The sequence below is a fragment of the Paractinoplanes tereljensis genome (assembly GCF_016862435.1).
GTDB lineage: Bacteria > Actinomycetota > Actinomycetes > Mycobacteriales > Micromonosporaceae > Actinoplanes > Actinoplanes tereljensis.
In genome coordinates this window covers 48,567-63,138 of record NZ_BOMY01000025.1, presented here as the reverse complement: position 1 = coordinate 63,138, position 14,572 = coordinate 48,567, and the positions used below count along the sequence as shown (strand labels likewise).

Annotated in this window: 13 protein-coding genes and 1 pseudogene; 4 read left to right on the top strand and 10 right to left on the bottom strand. The window is 70.3% G+C overall.

The features are described 5' to 3' along the window. The 3 genes from Ate02nite_RS19295 to Ate02nite_RS19285 all read right to left on the bottom strand — a co-directional run bounded on the left by Ate02nite_RS19295 (position 1) and on the right by Ate02nite_RS19285 (position 4,042). A complete protein-coding gene (locus tag Ate02nite_RS19295; RefSeq protein ID WP_275422910.1) occupies positions 1 to 1,071 on the bottom strand; it encodes a threonine aldolase family protein in 1,071 nt (356 codons plus the stop codon). Continuing rightward, the gene (locus tag Ate02nite_RS19290; protein WP_203807417.1) at positions 1,064 to 2,470 is read right to left on the bottom strand and encodes a class II 3-deoxy-7-phosphoheptulonate synthase; all 1,407 of its coding nucleotides are present in this window, start codon (positions 2,468 to 2,470) and stop codon (positions 1,064 to 1,066) included. The genes Ate02nite_RS19295 and Ate02nite_RS19290 overlap by 8 nt, the downstream gene beginning before the upstream one ends. 87 nt (positions 2,471 to 2,557) lie before the next feature. Beyond that, positions 2,558 to 4,042, bottom strand: a complete 1,485-nt coding sequence (locus Ate02nite_RS19285; RefSeq protein ID WP_203807415.1) for a glycosyl hydrolase family 18 protein — start codon at positions 4,040 to 4,042, stop codon at positions 2,558 to 2,560. A gap of 254 nt (positions 4,043 to 4,296) precedes the next feature. Between Ate02nite_RS19285 and Ate02nite_RS19280 the strand changes: the two genes are divergently transcribed. Then, a complete protein-coding gene (locus Ate02nite_RS19280) occupies positions 4,297 to 4,974 on the top strand; it encodes a DUF429 domain-containing protein (RefSeq protein WP_203807413.1) in 678 nt (225 codons plus the stop codon). A gap of 2 nt (positions 4,975 to 4,976) precedes the next feature. On the opposite strand, the gene proC is transcribed toward Ate02nite_RS19280, so the two are convergent. From proC to Ate02nite_RS19260, 4 genes are all read right to left on the bottom strand, one after another. Beyond that, the gene (gene proC / locus Ate02nite_RS19275) at positions 4,977 to 5,804 is read right to left on the bottom strand and encodes a pyrroline-5-carboxylate reductase (protein WP_438871222.1); all 828 of its coding nucleotides are present in this window, start codon (positions 5,802 to 5,804) and stop codon (positions 4,977 to 4,979) included. 75 nt (positions 5,805 to 5,879) lie between these two features. After that, positions 5,880 to 6,908 carry a 6-phosphofructokinase gene (locus tag Ate02nite_RS19270; protein WP_203807411.1) on the bottom strand — a complete coding sequence of 343 codons (1,029 nt, stop codon included), beginning with the start codon at positions 6,906 to 6,908 and terminating at the stop codon, positions 5,880 to 5,882. A 154-nt stretch (positions 6,909 to 7,062) separates the two neighbouring features. Beyond that, entirely contained in the window at positions 7,063 to 7,554 is a 492-nt protein-coding gene (locus tag Ate02nite_RS19265) for a polyadenylate-specific 3'-exoribonuclease AS (RefSeq protein ID WP_239147519.1), read from the bottom strand. Positions 7,555 to 7,574: 20 nt separating this feature from the next. Continuing rightward, on the bottom strand, positions 7,575 to 8,429 hold the full coding sequence (locus tag Ate02nite_RS19260; protein WP_203807407.1) for a phosphotransferase enzyme family protein: 855 nt from the start codon (positions 8,427 to 8,429) through the stop codon (positions 7,575 to 7,577). Positions 8,430 to 8,687: 258 nt separating this feature from the next. Between Ate02nite_RS19260 and Ate02nite_RS19255 the strand changes: the two genes are divergently transcribed. Then, entirely contained in the window at positions 8,688 to 9,380 is a 693-nt protein-coding gene (locus tag Ate02nite_RS19255; protein WP_203807406.1) for a Crp/Fnr family transcriptional regulator, read from the top strand. Here the strand turns inward: Ate02nite_RS19255 and Ate02nite_RS19250 are convergent. Continuing rightward, positions 9,331 to 10,062, bottom strand: a complete 732-nt coding sequence (locus tag Ate02nite_RS19250) for a lysophospholipid acyltransferase family protein (RefSeq protein ID WP_203807405.1) — start codon at positions 10,060 to 10,062, stop codon at positions 9,331 to 9,333. The genes Ate02nite_RS19255 and Ate02nite_RS19250 overlap by 50 nt on opposite strands. Positions 10,063 to 10,163: 101 nt before the next feature. On the opposite strand from Ate02nite_RS19250, the gene Ate02nite_RS19245 reads away from it, so the two are divergent. Further along, entirely contained in the window at positions 10,164 to 10,961 is a 798-nt protein-coding gene (locus Ate02nite_RS19245; protein WP_203807404.1) for a DUF308 domain-containing protein, read from the top strand. Between the two features lie 83 nt (positions 10,962 to 11,044). Further along, positions 11,045 to 12,485 (top strand): annotated as a pseudogene (locus Ate02nite_RS19240) (alpha,alpha-trehalose-phosphate synthase (UDP-forming)). On the opposite strand, the gene Ate02nite_RS19235 reads toward Ate02nite_RS19240, so the two are convergent. Both Ate02nite_RS19235 and Ate02nite_RS19230 read right to left on the bottom strand, forming a co-directional pair. Beyond that, a complete protein-coding gene (locus tag Ate02nite_RS19235; protein WP_203807403.1) occupies positions 12,468 to 13,217 on the bottom strand; it encodes an alpha/beta hydrolase in 750 nt (249 codons plus the stop codon). The pseudogene Ate02nite_RS19240 and the gene Ate02nite_RS19235 overlap by 18 nt on opposite strands. Beyond that, complete coding sequence (locus tag Ate02nite_RS19230; RefSeq protein ID WP_203807402.1) at positions 13,214 to 14,572, bottom strand: flavin-containing monooxygenase; 1,359 nt, start codon at positions 14,570 to 14,572, stop codon at positions 13,214 to 13,216. The genes Ate02nite_RS19235 and Ate02nite_RS19230 overlap by 4 nt, the downstream gene beginning before the upstream one ends.

Below are 14,572 nucleotides of genomic sequence, written 5' to 3'. Positions count from 1 at the left end.
TCACGCCTCCTGGGCGAGGATCCCCGTCAGTACCGTGATCGCCTGGTCGAGGGCGTTGTCGTCGACGTCCAGGTGGGTCACGACGCGGGCCAGGTGCGGCAGCATCGCGGCGATGTGTACGTCCTGGGCGGCGGCTCGGGCGACGAACGACGCCGCGTCCAGCCGGGTGCCGCTCAGGTCGACCAGGACCAGGTTGGTGCGCACCTGGGTCGGGTCCACCACCCCGTACTTTGCCAGGGCCACCGCCACCCGCTGGGCGCGCTCGTGGTCCTCGGCGAGCCGGGTGATGTTGTGGGTCAGCGCGTAGTCCGCCGCCGCCGCGAGAATGCCTGCCTGGCGCATGCCGCCGCCCATCCGCTTGCGGATGATCCGGGCCCGGTCGATGCGTTCGGCGCTGCCGATCACCAGCGAGCCGACCGGGGCGCCGAGGCCCTTGGACAGGCACACCGAGATGGTGTCGAACAGGCGGCCGTAGGTGTCCAGCGGCACCCCGTCGGCGACGTGCGCGTGCCAGATCCGGGCGCCGTCGCAGTGCAGGGCGATCTCGTGCTGGTCGGCCCTGTGTTTGTCGACCGTGGCCCGCAGGGCCTGCAGAGTGGGCAGCGGCACCACTCCCCCGCCGCCCAGGTTGTGGGTCTGCTCGACGGCGATCGCCCGGGTCGCCACCGTGTAACCGCCCGGCTTGCGGACCATCGCGCCGATCTGGGCGGGGTCGAGGTCGGCGCCGACCGAACCCCACGTACGCGACGAGATGCCGCCGACCACGGCGGCCGCGCCCATCTCGTACACCAGGACGTGCGCGTCGCCGCCGGCCAGCAGTTCGCCGCCGGGCGGGACCACGAGCTGGAGGGCGATCTGGTTGGCCATCGTGCCGGACGGCGCGAACAGCGCCGCCTCGTGCCCGAACATCGCGGCCACCCGGGCCTCGAGGGCGTTGACCGTGGGGTCGTCGCCGAAGACGTCGTCGCCGACGATCGCCTCAGCCATCGCTCGCCGCATGGCGACCGACGGGCGGGTGACGGTGTCGGACCGAAGGTCGAAAGTAGGCGCTGTGGATCGCAGGTCAGCCACGGAGCATCTCCGCCACCAGGAAGGCCAGTTCCAGGCTCTGCTGGGTGTTCAGCCGCGGGTCACAGGCCGTCTCGTAGCGGTCCGGCAGGTCGAGGTCCTCGATGCCCTGCGCGCCGCCCAGGCACTCGGTGACGTCCTCGCCGGTCAGCTCGATGTGGATGCCGCCGGGGTGGGTGCCGAGGCCGCGGTGCACCTCGAAGTAGCCGAGCACCTCGTCGACGATCCGGTCGAAGTGCCGGGTCTTGTAACCGTTGGACGACTCGTGGGTGTTGCCGTGCATCGGGTCGCACTGCCAGACGACCTTGGCGCCGGTCGCGGTGACCTTCTCGACGATCGGCGGCAGCGCGTCGCGCACCCGGCCGTTGCCCATCCGGCTGATCAGGGTGAGCCGGCCCGGGATGTTGTCCGGGTTGAGCTTCTCGCACAGCTCGATCGCGGTGTCGGGGCTGGTGCCGGGGCCGAGCTTCACGCCGACCGGGTTGGCGATCCGGCTGATGAAGTCTAGGTGCGCGTGGTCCAGCTGCCGGGTGCGTTCGCCCACCCAGAGGAAATGACCGCTCAGGCCGTACGCCTTGCCGTCGCTGACCCGGGCCAGCGCCCGGTCGTACTCCAGGGCGAGCGCCTCATGCGAGCAGTACAGGCTGACCGTACGCAGCGCCTCGTTGTCGGTCATCCCGCAGGCCCGGATGAAGTCGAGGGCGCGGTCGATCTCGCGGGCGATCGCCTCGTAGCGCTCGCCGGCCGGCGAGGCCCGGACGAAGTCCTTGTTCCAGTCGTGCAGGCCGTTCAGGTCGGCCAGACCACCCGACAGGTACGCCCTGAGCATGTTCATCGCGGCGGCCGAGTTCGCGTACGCCCGGATCATCCGCTGCGGGTCGGCGACGCGGGCGGCCTCGTTCGCCTCCAGCGAGTTGATCAGGTCGCCGCGGTAGGCCGGGAGGCCGAGCGAGTCGGTCGGCGCCGAGCGGGGCTTGGTGTACTGCCCGGCGACCCGGGCCACCTTCACCACCGGCATCGACGCGCCGTAGGTCAGCACCACCGCCATCTGCAGCAGGGTGCGGGCGTTGGCGAGCAGGTGGCTCTCGGTGTTGGCCTCGAACGTCTCGGCGCAGTCCCCGCCCTGCAGCAGGAACGCGCGTCCCTCGCAGACCTCGGCGAGCTTGACCCGCAGCTGGTCGACCTCGTAGGGGGCGACGATGGACGGGACGTTGTCGAGCACCTTGCAGACCGAGGCGACCTCGTCCATGTCCGCCCACGGCGGCATCTGCACGCGGGGCAGGTCCCGCCATCGATCGAGGCCGAGGGCGGCGTCCTCGGCCGAGTCGTCGGACGGGCGGGAGGTCTGGAAGGCCGGGTTACCGACCCCGGGGTAACTCAGCTGGTGCCACTCACGGCGCATGCCACCAAGCCTACGAAAGCGGGGCACCGAGCTTGCGCCCGGTGCCCCGCTTCTCACCTGAGGAGATGAGTACTTTTAGGCGTACGCCTAGAGGTTGTTCTTGATCGCGGAGATCAACTCACCGTTGCTGGTGTCGCCCGAGAACTCCCAGAAGAACGCTCCGCCGAGACCCTGGTTCTTCACGTAGGTCATCTTTCCGGCGACCGTCGACGGGGTGTCGTAGCTCCACCAGTTGCTGCCGCACTTGGCGTACGAGGTGCCGCCGACCGTGCCGGTGGCCGGGCAGCTGGTCTTGAGGACCTTGTAGTCCTCGATGCCCGCCTCGTACGTGCCGGGCGCCGCGCCGGTGGCCGAGCCGCCGGGTGCCGCCTGGCTGACGCCGGTCCAGCCGCGTCCGTAGAAGCCGATGCCGAGCAGCATCTTGCTGGCCGGAACGCCCTTGCTCTTCAGCTTCTGGATCGCCGCGTCCGAGTAGAAGCCGGCGGTCGGGATGCCGGTGTACGAGGTGAGCGGCGAGTGCGGGGCGGTCGGGCCCTGCGGGGCGAACGCGCCGAAGTAGTCGTACGTCATCGGGAAGACCAGGTTCAGCTTCGCGATGCCGGAGGCGTAGTCGGCCACGTCGAGCTTGCCGCCGTTCGAGCCGTCCGCCGAGATCGCCGAGGTGATCAGGAAGGACGAGCCGAACTTGGTGCGCAGCGCGGAGATCACGTTGTTGTAGGCGGCCGGCCCGCTGGCGTCGCAGGACAGGCCACAGGCGTTCGGGTACTCCCAGTCGATGTCGATGCCGTCGAAGACGTCCGACCAGCGGGAGTCCTTGACCAGGTTGTAGCAGGAGTTGGCGAAGTTGGCCGGGTTCGCCGCGGCCTGGGTGAAGCCGCCGGACCAGGTCCAGCCGCCGAACGACCAGATCACCTTGATGTTCGGGTACTGCTTCTTGAGCTTGCGCAGCTGGTTGAACGAGCCGCGCAGCGCGCCGGCGTCCCAGGTGTCGGCGACACCGTCGACGCTCTCGGCCGCCGAGTAGGCGCGGTCGTAGTCGGCGTACGAGTCACCGATCGAGCAGGTGCCGCCGGTGGTGTTGCCGAACGCGTAGAGGATGTGCGTCAGCTTGGCGGCCGAGCCCGAGGTCACCAGGTTCTTGACGTGGTAGTTGCGGCCGTAGACGCCCCACTCGGCGAAGTAGCCGACGACGTTCTTGCCACTGGTTCCGGGCGGCGCCGTGGTCGGGGCCGTGGTGGGGGCGGTGGTCGGCGACGTGGTGGGCGACGTCGTCGGAGCCGTCGTGGGGGTGGTGGTCGGCGGCGTGGTCGGGGTGGTTCCGCCGCAGACTCCACCGTCGATCCAGACGTCCCACTGTCCGCTGTGCGTGGCCGGGGACTCGTTCTGAGTCCACCACTTGGCGGTGTAGTTGTGGCCGTTCTGGGAGGCGGCGTTGTCCTTGACGTACACGGCGGTTGAGGACCAGGCGGGGGCACAGGCCGCTGCGGCTGACGCCTGAACCATGGGGACCGTGGCGGTAGCGGCCGCGACGATCACCCCGGCCCAGAGAGCCCGGCGGAGGGATTTCTGCACTTCGTCTCCTCAAGGCGGTCGAGCAAAGGGGGATGTGAACAGTTAGGAAAGTTTCCAAAAAGTTCGTGAGGGAGACGGTAGTCACAGGTATTCACCAACGTCAAGACGCGAGACCGTGATTAATCACGGTCTTAACTTCACGGCGCCGAGATGTACAGGGTGCACACGAACGGGCACAGCGCGTAGTCTGCCGTCATGACCATCTTCGACGTCGGCATCGACGCCCATAGCGGTGGCCGAGGGTTCCCAGGCCGATGAGCATCCACGTGATCGGCGTCGACGCGTACGCCCTGGGTTGGGTCGGTGTCGAGTTGCGCGACGGCGCGTTCGGCCGCGCGGTGCTCGCCGCCTCGCTCTACGAGATCGTTGCCAACAGTTCCGGTGCGGCCGTCATCGGCGTCGACATCCCGCTCGGCATGCTGCCCGACAAGTGGCGCGCCGCGGACACCCTCGCCGCCGACCAGCTCGGGCCGCGGCGCGGCAGCATCTTCCGGGTGCCGCCCCGCCAGGTCTGGATGGAGGCCGACTTCGCGGCGGCCAACCGGCTCTGCCGCGACCTGACCGGGGCCGGCCTCAGCCGGCAGTCCTGGGCCTTACGGCCCAAGCTGCTGGAGGCCAACGCGATCTGGGAACGGCATCCGGGCCTGCTCTTCGAGGCGCACCCCGAGGTCTCCTTCCGCACCATGGCGGGCGAGCCCTTGGCGTACGCGAAGAAGACCTGGGCCGGTCAGGCGCGTCGGCGCGAGTTGCTGGCGCGCAACGGCATCGTGCTGCCCGACCAGATCGGCCCGGCCGGGCAGGCCCCGCCCGACGACATCCTGGACGCGGCCGCGGTGGCCTGGTCGGCGCACCGGATGGCGACCGGCACGGCCCTGAGCCATCCGTCGCCCCCGGAGGAGACCAACGGTTCGAAGATCGCTATTTGGTACTAGCTCTACTCGCTTTTTGGCCGAGACATCTGCGACGCGATCTCGGCGGCGCGGTCGCGCGCCGCCTCCAGCGCCGACAGGAAAGCCGCGCGTACGCCGTGCTCCTCCAGCTTGCGGATCGCCGAGATGGTGGTGCCGGCCGGTGAGGTGACCGCCTCGCGCAGCTTGACCGGGTGCTCGCCGGAGTCGCGGAGCATCACGGCCGAGCCGATCGCGGTCTGCACGATCAGCTCGTGCGCGACCTGGCGCGGCAGTCCGAGCAGGATGCCGGCGTCGATCATCGCCTCGACCAGCAGGTAGAAGTAGGCCGGCCCGGAGCCGGAGAGCGCGGTCACCGCGTCCTGCTGGGACTCGGGGACCCGCATGGTCTTGCCGACCGGCTTGAAGATCTCCTCGGTGAGGGCGAGGTGCTCCTCGGTGGCGTACGGCCCCGGGGAGATCACCGTCATCGCCTGGTCGACAAGCGCCGGGGTGTTGGTCATCACCCGCACCACCGGGATGCCACCGGGCAGCCGCTCGGCGAAGAAGCTCGTCGGCAGGCCGGCGCAGAGCGACACCACGAGCTTGCCGGGCGGCACCTTCATCCCGAAGTCGTCAAGCAGCTTGGCCGCGTCCTGCGGCTTCACCGCGATCAGCAGCACGTCGGCCTGGGTGATCGCGGTCAGGTTGAGCACCGGCCGGATGCCGTAGCGCTCGGCCAGCTCGGTGGCGCGCTCGGGCCGGCGGGTGGTGGCCAGCAGCTGGCTGACCGGCCAGCCGGAGCGCAGCAGTCCGGAGAGGACCAGCTCACCGAGCTTGCCCGCGCCGATCACGGCGACACTGTGCTTGGTCACGTTCACCCCATCGGTCAAGAAGCACTGCGAACAAAACAAGGGGGGCGACCGTCGGTCGCCCCCCTTGTCAAAAGATCAGCTACCGAAGAAGACTTCAGCCTCTTCGTAGCGGGAGAGCGGCACGGTCTTGAGCTCGCCGGTGCCCTCGATCAGCGGCACGCGGACGATGTCGGTGCCCCGCAGCGCCATCATCTTACCGAAGTCACCCTCGTGGACGGCGTCAATCGCCTGCAGGCCGAAGCGGGTGGCGAGCACCCGGTCGAACGCCGTCGGGGTGCCACCGCGCTGGATGTGACCGAGGACGACCGTACGGGCCTCCTTGCCGGTCTTCTCCTCCAGCTGCTCGGCCAGCCACTGGCCGATGCCGCCGAGGCGGACGTGGCCGAACGAGTCGAGTTCCTGGTTGTGCGTGATCATCTGGCCCTCGAGCGGCTGCGCGCCCTCGGCGACGACCACGATCGGGGCGTACTCCACCTGGAAGCGCTTGGTCACGTAGGTGGCGACCTGCTCCACGTCGAAGTTGCGCTCCGGCAGCAGGATCACGTTGGCGCCACCGGCCAGGCCGGCGTGCAGCGCGATCCAGCCGGCGTGCCGGCCCATGACCTCGACGACCAGGGTGCGGTGGTGCGACTCGGCGGTGGTGTGCAGCCGGTCGATCGCCTCCATCGCGATGTTCACCGCGGTGTCGAACCCGAACGTGTAGTCGGTCGCGTTGAGGTCGTTGTCGATGGTCTTCGGCACACCGACCACGTTGACGCCGAGGTCGTTCAGCTTGGTGGCGACACCGAGGGTGTCCTCACCGCCGATCGCGACGAGCGCGTCGACGCCCTGCTCGGCCAGGTTGGCCTTGATCCGGTCGACGCCACCCTCGATCTTGAACGGGTTGGTGCGCGAGGAGCCCAGGATGGTGCCGCCGCGCGGCAGGATGCCGCGGACCTCCGCGATGCCGAGCGGCTTCGTCAGACCCTCGAGCGGGCCCTTCCAGCCGTCGCGGAATCCGACGAACTCGTGACCGTACGCGGCGACGCCCTTGCGGACCACCGCCCGGATCACCGCGTTGAGACCGGGGCAGTCGCCGCCGCCGGTGAGCACGCCGATACGCATGATTTGCTCGTCCTCCCTGAATCGGGTCGCGAGGATGCAGAAAGCCCGTCAGCCCCAGGAAGCACTCTCGGCAGCGTTGCCGGCCCCGGGGCGGGCTGCGATCGGAACAGTAGTCGCAGCCCGAAACGTGGGCGAAAGCGCCCCGACATCCAGGCTAAGCCTTCAATACGTCCCAGCGGGCCAGATTGTGCCGCGCGTCCACCAGGGCGTCGTGCCGCCCGGACATGCTCGGCAGGTGCGGCTTGCCGCGGTCGTCCCAGAGCTGGCGCAGGTCCTTGGTGAAGCGCGGGATCTCCCGGGGCAGGGCCGGCATCGCACCCCACAGCTGAGCCAGGGCAACGTGGTCGTAGGCGGCGAACCAGGCCCACAACTCCATCTGCTCGTCGCGGCCGCGGATCGGCTCCATCAGGAACTCGTACAGGTCCTCGCGGATGCGCTCGCGCGACCGCCACGCCTTGTCGGAGGGGGACGGAAGCTTGTCGAGGACGTTGCGGCGCACCCAGGGGATCGCCTTGGTGTCATCGAACTCGGTGCTGACCGCATAGAACTCGCGGCCGAACTCGTCGACCACGCCGATCGAGACCAGATCGACCACGCGGCCGTCCTCGATGAACTCGCAGTCGTAGAAGTACCTGTATGCGGCCACCCGACCATCCTTGTCCATCCTCAGCCGGCCGCCGACTCCAGGGCCTTGCGGGCGCATCCGAGGGTCCGGGAGTCACCCCGGCGGGCGGCCCGGTCGGCCCGCACCGCCCAGCGCAGCCGGGCCAGCACCGGCAGCGCAGCCTCGAGCTCGTCGCGGCGCACCGGCCCGGCCGCCAGGTAGCCGTCGATCAGGTCGGTGGCCTGGTCGGGGCCGCCGGTGTAGCCGACCGCGGCGGCCACGTCGTAGACCAGCGGCCCGACCCCGCTGGCGCCGCAGTCGAGCAGTCCGGCCCGGCCGGTGCCCGGGTCGACCACGAAGTTGCCCGGCGCCGGGTCACCGTGCAGTACGCCGTACGTCAGCCGGTCGGTGACGGTCAGCCGGGTGGCCGCGCCGACCGCGTCGGCGACGGCCCCGCGGAGCCAAGGCTCCGCGGTCAGATGGGCCGCGCCGGGGTCGAGCGGTTGCCACGGCCGCAGGCCGGGGTGGTGAAAATGCTGCAGGGCCCGGTGTACGACGCCCAGCCGGTCCCCCCACCACTGCTGATCGATCGGGTCGCCGCCGTCCAGCGGCCGGCCGGGCACCCGGCGCAGCAGGGCCAGCGCCCCGGCCGGGGTCTGCGCGGTGAGCTGGCCGCCGAGGGTGCGCACCGGCTCGCCGGCCGCGATGTTCCGCACCCGGAGATGCTCGGCGGCGATCAGGCCGGCCTCGACCGGCTGACGGGCGCCCGGCTCGGACAGCCGGCAGACGTAGCGCTCCGGCCCGGCCGACACCTCCCACCCCCGGGACAGCAGTTCGTCGGGCAACGCGACGATCTCGCTGGGCTGCAGATGCCACTGATCGCGCAAAGTGGAGAGAACAAGGTCGTCGTCCGGCACGGCGGGAGTATCGCGGCATCGGCCGGCCCGGCGACGGACAGGACGGGCGACAATCACGCTTGGCTATTGGGAGGTTTACAGATAGCGACCAGCGCGACATGATCGTACGAGGCCATCATGGTCCGCCCGCGTACGCCTCTTATACAAGAGAAATGGCGCTGGAGGGCTGCTTCATGCTATTAGTGATCGTTCGCGTCGAGGGGCCGACGCCGGCCGGGGGGCCTACGGCGCGGTCCCCACCGGGGGAGGGATAGCGCCGTGGACCATCGTTTGCCGGATTCCGGCGACGCGCTCACCGGCGTGGAGATGTTCGCCGGCTTAGAGCCGGACGTTCGGCAGCGGGTCATCGCCGCCGCAGTTCCACGCAACTATCGCAAGGGGCAGATCCTTTTCGTCGAGCACGATCCCGGCGAGTCCCTGATCATTCTCAAGCGCGGCGCCGTCGCGATCTTCCGCACCGCACCGACCGGGGAGCGCGCGGTGCTCACCGTGGTCCGCCCGCCGGACGTGCTGGGCGAGGTGTCCCTTCTGGACGCGTCGACCCGCAGCACCTCGGCCGAGGCGATCGAAGATTGCCAGGCGCTCACTCTGTCCCGGGCCGCGTTCATGGACCTGGTGCACTCCAACCCGCGCATCCTGGACGCGGTGATGCGCTCGGTCGGTGCCCTGATCCGCCGGTTGACGGAGCAGAACACCGATCACGTCTTCCTCGACCTGCCCGGGCGGGTGGCCAAGACGCTCGTGCGGCTGGCCGGCGAGAGCCAGGCTCCGATGATCACGATCGAGCTCAACCAGAGTCAGCTGGCCGAGATGGCCGGCGGTTCCCGGCAGAGCGTCAACCAGGCGATCGGCTCGTTCGCGAGCCGGGGCTGGCTGCGCACCGAGGGGCGCCGGATCGTGGTCACCGACCTTCAGGCTTTGCGGCGTCGAGCGGGGATGGCTGTGTCTTGAGCGGCGCCTCGATCGAGGTCTTGAGCTTGCTGGCGTAGACATCCACGTACTCGCGGCCGGAGAGCACCATGATCTCGTACATGATCTCGTCGGTGATGGCCCGTTCGACGAAGCGGTCGCCGTGCGAGTCGGCGTAACGCGAGAAGTCGAGCGGGTGGCCGAACCGCATCCGGACCCGCTTGATCTTCGGGATGAAGGTGCCGGTCGGCTGGATCTCGTCGGTGTTCAGCAGGGCCACCGGGATGACCTTGGCGCCGCTCTCCAGCGCCAGCCGGGCCACCCCGGTCTTGCCTCGGTAGAGCCGGCCGTCCGGCGAGCGGGTGCCCTCCGGGTAGATGCCGGCGATGCCACCCTCGCCCAGCACCCGCAGCAGGGTGTCCAGGGCCGCCTGGGCGGCCCGGCCGCCCGAACGGTCGACCGGGATGGTCCCGGTCGAGAGGAAGAACTGGCGCATCAGCCGACCTTTGATGCCCTTACCGGTGAAGTACTCCGCTTTCGCGACGAAAGTCACCCTGCGGCCGACCATCAGGGGTGTGAAGATCGAGTCGGAGAACGAAAGGTGGTTGCAGGCGAGGATCACCGGCCCCGACCCGGGCACATTCGCCAGGCCACGCACGTCCGGACGGAACAGGACACGCAGCAGCGGCCCGAGAACCACGTACTTCAGCAACCAATAGAACACCAGCGAAGCGTACGAAGCGGGACGGCGCGCCACAACGCACTCCCGCAACCGGTACTTGGCGTGTCACCATTCAAGGCACGGTCGGCGAGGGAGTGTGCAGGGTGACAGCGGGTGGCGCCCGCCGCGGGCGGCGGGACAACGGGATCGACGCGGCCGACTTCGCGGTGGCCGGCGACGTTGATCCGCGCGTCGGTGAGCACCTGCTCGACGTGCTGCAGGCCGCGGGCATCGCGGCATACCTCCAGCCCACGGCCGATCTCAACCCGATCCTGCGGGCCACCACCCTGCCGGCCCGGCCGACCGACCGGCTCTATGTGGATCGCACCCAACTCGACGTGGCCCGCGAGCACCTGCACCAGGTGACCGGCGGTCAGCCGGCCACCGCACCGCCGGTTGATCCGACCGCAGAACCCAAGAGCACCGGCCCCGACATCGAGGCCGAGTGGGCCAAGATCGTGGCCGGCTTCCACACCTCGGTCGATCCGACCGCCGCGCCCTGGCCCGCCTCCGAGGAGCTGCCGGCCGAGCCGGCCCCGCCTCCCCCGGCCACCGAGGGCGCCCCCGGCTACGGCCGCCGCCGCACCGACCAGAAACCGGCCACCGAGTCGTCACTGCTGGACGGCCTCGACACGTTCGGCGCCGACATCGAGGACGACGAGGAGGAAGACCGGTACATCCCGCCGGATCCCCCGCCACTGCCGCGCCTGTCGAAGTACGCGATCGCCGGCATCCTCGGGGTCCTTGTCGGTTTCGTGCTCTTCCTCTTCCCGCGCATCCTGCCGATCGCCCAGGACTACGTGACCCTGATCGGCTTCGCGGCGATCGTGTCCGGCGCGGTCATGCTGGTGTGGCGGCTGCGCTCGGGCGACGACGAGGACGACGACGGCGCGGTCGTCTAGTACCAGCCGTCTAGTTCCTGCCCGTTCGGTTAAATTGACCACTGTCGGTGTAGCACAGTGACGGGTTCCGGTAACCTTCGGTGATGCGCCAGAGCTCGCTGGTCGTGGTCGCCAACCGTCTCCCGCTCGATGACAATGTCGCTCCCGATGGGGCCTGCGAGTGGCGGCGCAGTCCGGGCGGGCTCGCCAGCGCCCTGCACGCGATCCTCGAAAGCACCCCCGCCACCTGGGTGGGCTGGGGCGGCGGGGTCGGCCCGGCGCCCTCTCTCGCCGACATCGGCACGCTGCGGCTGCGCCCGGTCCCGCTGACCGAGGACGAGCTGCGCGGCTACTACGAGGGCTTCGCCAACTCGACGCTCTGGCCGCTCTACCACGACGCCGTCGAGCAACCGGTCTTCGATCGCGGCTGGTGGGAGACCTACCGCACGGTCAACCGCCGGTTCGCCGAGGCCGCCGCCGAGGTGGCCGAGCCCGGCGCGGCCGTCTGGATCCAGGACTACCACCTGCAGCTGGTGCCGCAGATGCTCCGCGAGCTGCGCCCCGACCTGCTGATCGGCTTCTTCATGCACGTGCCGTTCCCGCCGCCCGAGCTGTTCATGCAGCTCCCCCGCCGGGTCGAGCTGCTGCGCGGGATGCTCGGCGCCGATCTGGTCGGCTTCCAGCGTCCGCAGGCCGCGCACAACGTGGCCCAGCTGGCCGGCAAGCTGCTCGACGCGAAGGGCGCCGACGACGCGATCCTGTTCGACGGCCGGGTGGTGCGCACCGGCGCGTTCCCGGTGTCGATCGACGTCACCGAGATGGAGGCGCTGAACGCCCGGCCGTACGTGGTCAACCAGGCCCGGCAGCTGCGGCACGATCTCGGGCAGCACAAGAAAGTGCTGCTCAGCGTCGACCGGCTCGACTACACCAAGGGCATCGAGCACCGCCTCACGGCGTACAGCGAGCTGCTGCGGGACGGCCGGGTCAAGGTCCGCGACGCGGTGATGGTGCAGGTCGCGGTGCCGAGCCGGGAACGCGTGGAGAGCTACCGGGGGGCTGAAGGACCGGATCGAGAGCGAGGTCGGCCGGATCAACGGGGAGTACGGCCGGGTCGGCGAGCCGGCCATCCACTACCTGAACCAGCCGTTCGACCGGGCCGACCTGGCCGCGCTCTACCAGACCGCCGACGTCATGGTGGTGACCCCGCTGCGCGACGGGATGAACCTGGTCGCGAAGGAATACGTGGCGGCCCGCGCCGACGACACCGGCGCGCTGGTGCTCAGCGAGTTCGCCGGGGCGGCCAACGAGCTGGAGGACGCGTTCCTGGTCAACCCGCACGACGTGGACGGGCTCAAGGAGACCCTGCTGCAGGCGCTGGACGCCGACCCGGCCGACCTGTCCCGGCGGATGGCCGCGATGCGCGCGCACATCACCGAGAACGACATCCACGCCTGGGCCCGCGCCTACCTCACCGCCCTCGACCACACCGGCCAGCTGGCCCGGCACCTGCCGCGGCAGCGGGAGGCGCTAGCTCCCGGCGTGTAGCTCCTTGGTCAGCCAGTCCAGGATCGCGTCGATCGGCTCCTGCCAGCCGGTGTCGAGCATCAGGGCGTGCGCCATGCCGGGGAACAGCAGCGGCGCGCCGCCGTACCGGGTGGCCACCCGGTCCAGCGACTTGCGCGGCACGACCCGGTCGTCCGGCGAGCCCACCACCAGCACCGGCGGGCTGCCGACCGGGCGCGGTGCCTCCTTCGAGGCGGTCAGGCGACGAGGGAAGACCAGGCGGGACAGGTACGCCTCGGCGTCCACCCCCGCGCTGAACAGCTGTTTGCGGTTCAACCGGGGCCGGCCGCGCAGCGTACCGAACGGGTTGGTCTTGAGGCCCGCGCCGAGCGTGGCCCAGCGGTCCACCGCCGGCGCGACCAGCACGGCCGCCCGGGCCGGATAGCGGGCCAGCGCGTGCGACACCACCAGGGCGCCGGCGCCGTGCCCGATCAGCACCGTCTGCCGGGGCAGCGACGCCGCCGTCTGCACCACGTCGTGGACGTGGGCCCGCAGGTCACCGTCCGCCCGCGGGGTCAGCGCGTGGGCCGGGAAGCCGCGGCCGGCCGCGTGCGTGAGCCAGTGCTCGGCGAACGCCCAGGCGCCCATGCTCGGACCGGGCACGAACAGCAGCGGCGGCTGCTCGTCCTCGCCCTCGACCAGCCGGGACAGCACCTCCCGCTCGACCGGCGGAACGGGAGAAGTCCAGTCTTCGAAGCGCAGCAGGTCGCTCATGTGGCCGGCTCCATCTCGCGCAGCAGTTCCCCGACCGACTTCAGGTAGGCGATGTGGTCGACCTCGAACCAGTGCCGGCGGGTGGCCACCACCTGGCGGCGCGACCAACTGCTGACCGGGCGGGCCGACTCCTTCTGCTGCACGGCCGCGGCCCGCACCGGATCTTCCCGGCGCAGCTGCAGCCAGCGGGCAACCGCCACGCTCTGCCAGTGCGCGAGCGGCAGCAGCCCGGCGTCCGGCTGCAGCAGGCCTACCACGGCGAGCGTCGGGTGCTTGCGGGCGAACGCATGCAGGTGCAGGTCGGGGCGGCCGCTCTCTTCGGTGCCGATCAGCTCGGGGGCGAGGAACTCGAAGCGCGGGGCGTAACCGGTCGCGGTGATCACCAGGTCGGGGTCGATCCGGCGGCCGTCGGCGAGCTCGGCCCGGCCCTCGGCGAACCGGAGCACGTCCGGAACGGCCTTGATCCGGCCGTGGCCGAGGTAGTACGGCAGCTGGCTGTTGACGATCGGGTGACTCTCGTACGGCCGGTGGTCGGGCGCCGGGAGGCCGTAACGGGTCAGGTCGCCGGTGGTCAGCGCGAGGGTGCGGCGGTAGAGCCACTGGCGCAGTTTGAGGGGCAGCCGCCACTTGAGCAGCCGGTCGTTCACCTGGTCGGCCGGGCGGCCCAACACGTACTTGGGGGCGTACCAGTAGCCCCGGCGGGTCGAGTGCCAGACGGTGGTGGCCTGCTGGGCGGCCTCGACCGCGATGTCGCAGCCGGTGTTGCCGCCGCCGATCACCAGGACCTTGCGGTTGCGCAGCTGCGCCGGGTCCTTGAACTGCGCCGAGTGGATGATTTGACCCTTCCAAGCCTCCTGAGAATTGGCCCCCGGGATGTCGGGCTTGGCCGGGGACCAGTTGTGCCCGTTCGCGGCGATCACCGCGGCGTAGCGCTGCACCCGGGACGAGCCACCGCCGGTCGAGCGGGTGGTGACGTCCCAGCGGCCGTCGCCGACCGGCACCGCCGACACCACCTCGGTGCCGAACCAGATGTGCTCGCCCAGTCCGAAATGCTTGGCGTAGCGCTCCAGGTAGGACAGCACCTGACTGTGATGCGGGTAGTCCGGCCAGCTGTCCGGCATCGGGAAATCGGGGAACTCGGTCAGCGGGCGCGACGAGATCAGGTGGGTGTTCGCGTAGACCGGGCTGCGATCGTGCCGCCAGTTCCACGCGCCGCCCACCGACGTCTCGCGCTCATAACAGTCGACCGCGAAACCGTGCTCGCGAAGATTCTTGATCGTCGCGAGTCCGCTGGCCCCGGCCCCGATGACGCAGACCGCGTCCCGACGGTCGGCGATGTCCGGAGTGTCGTGCAC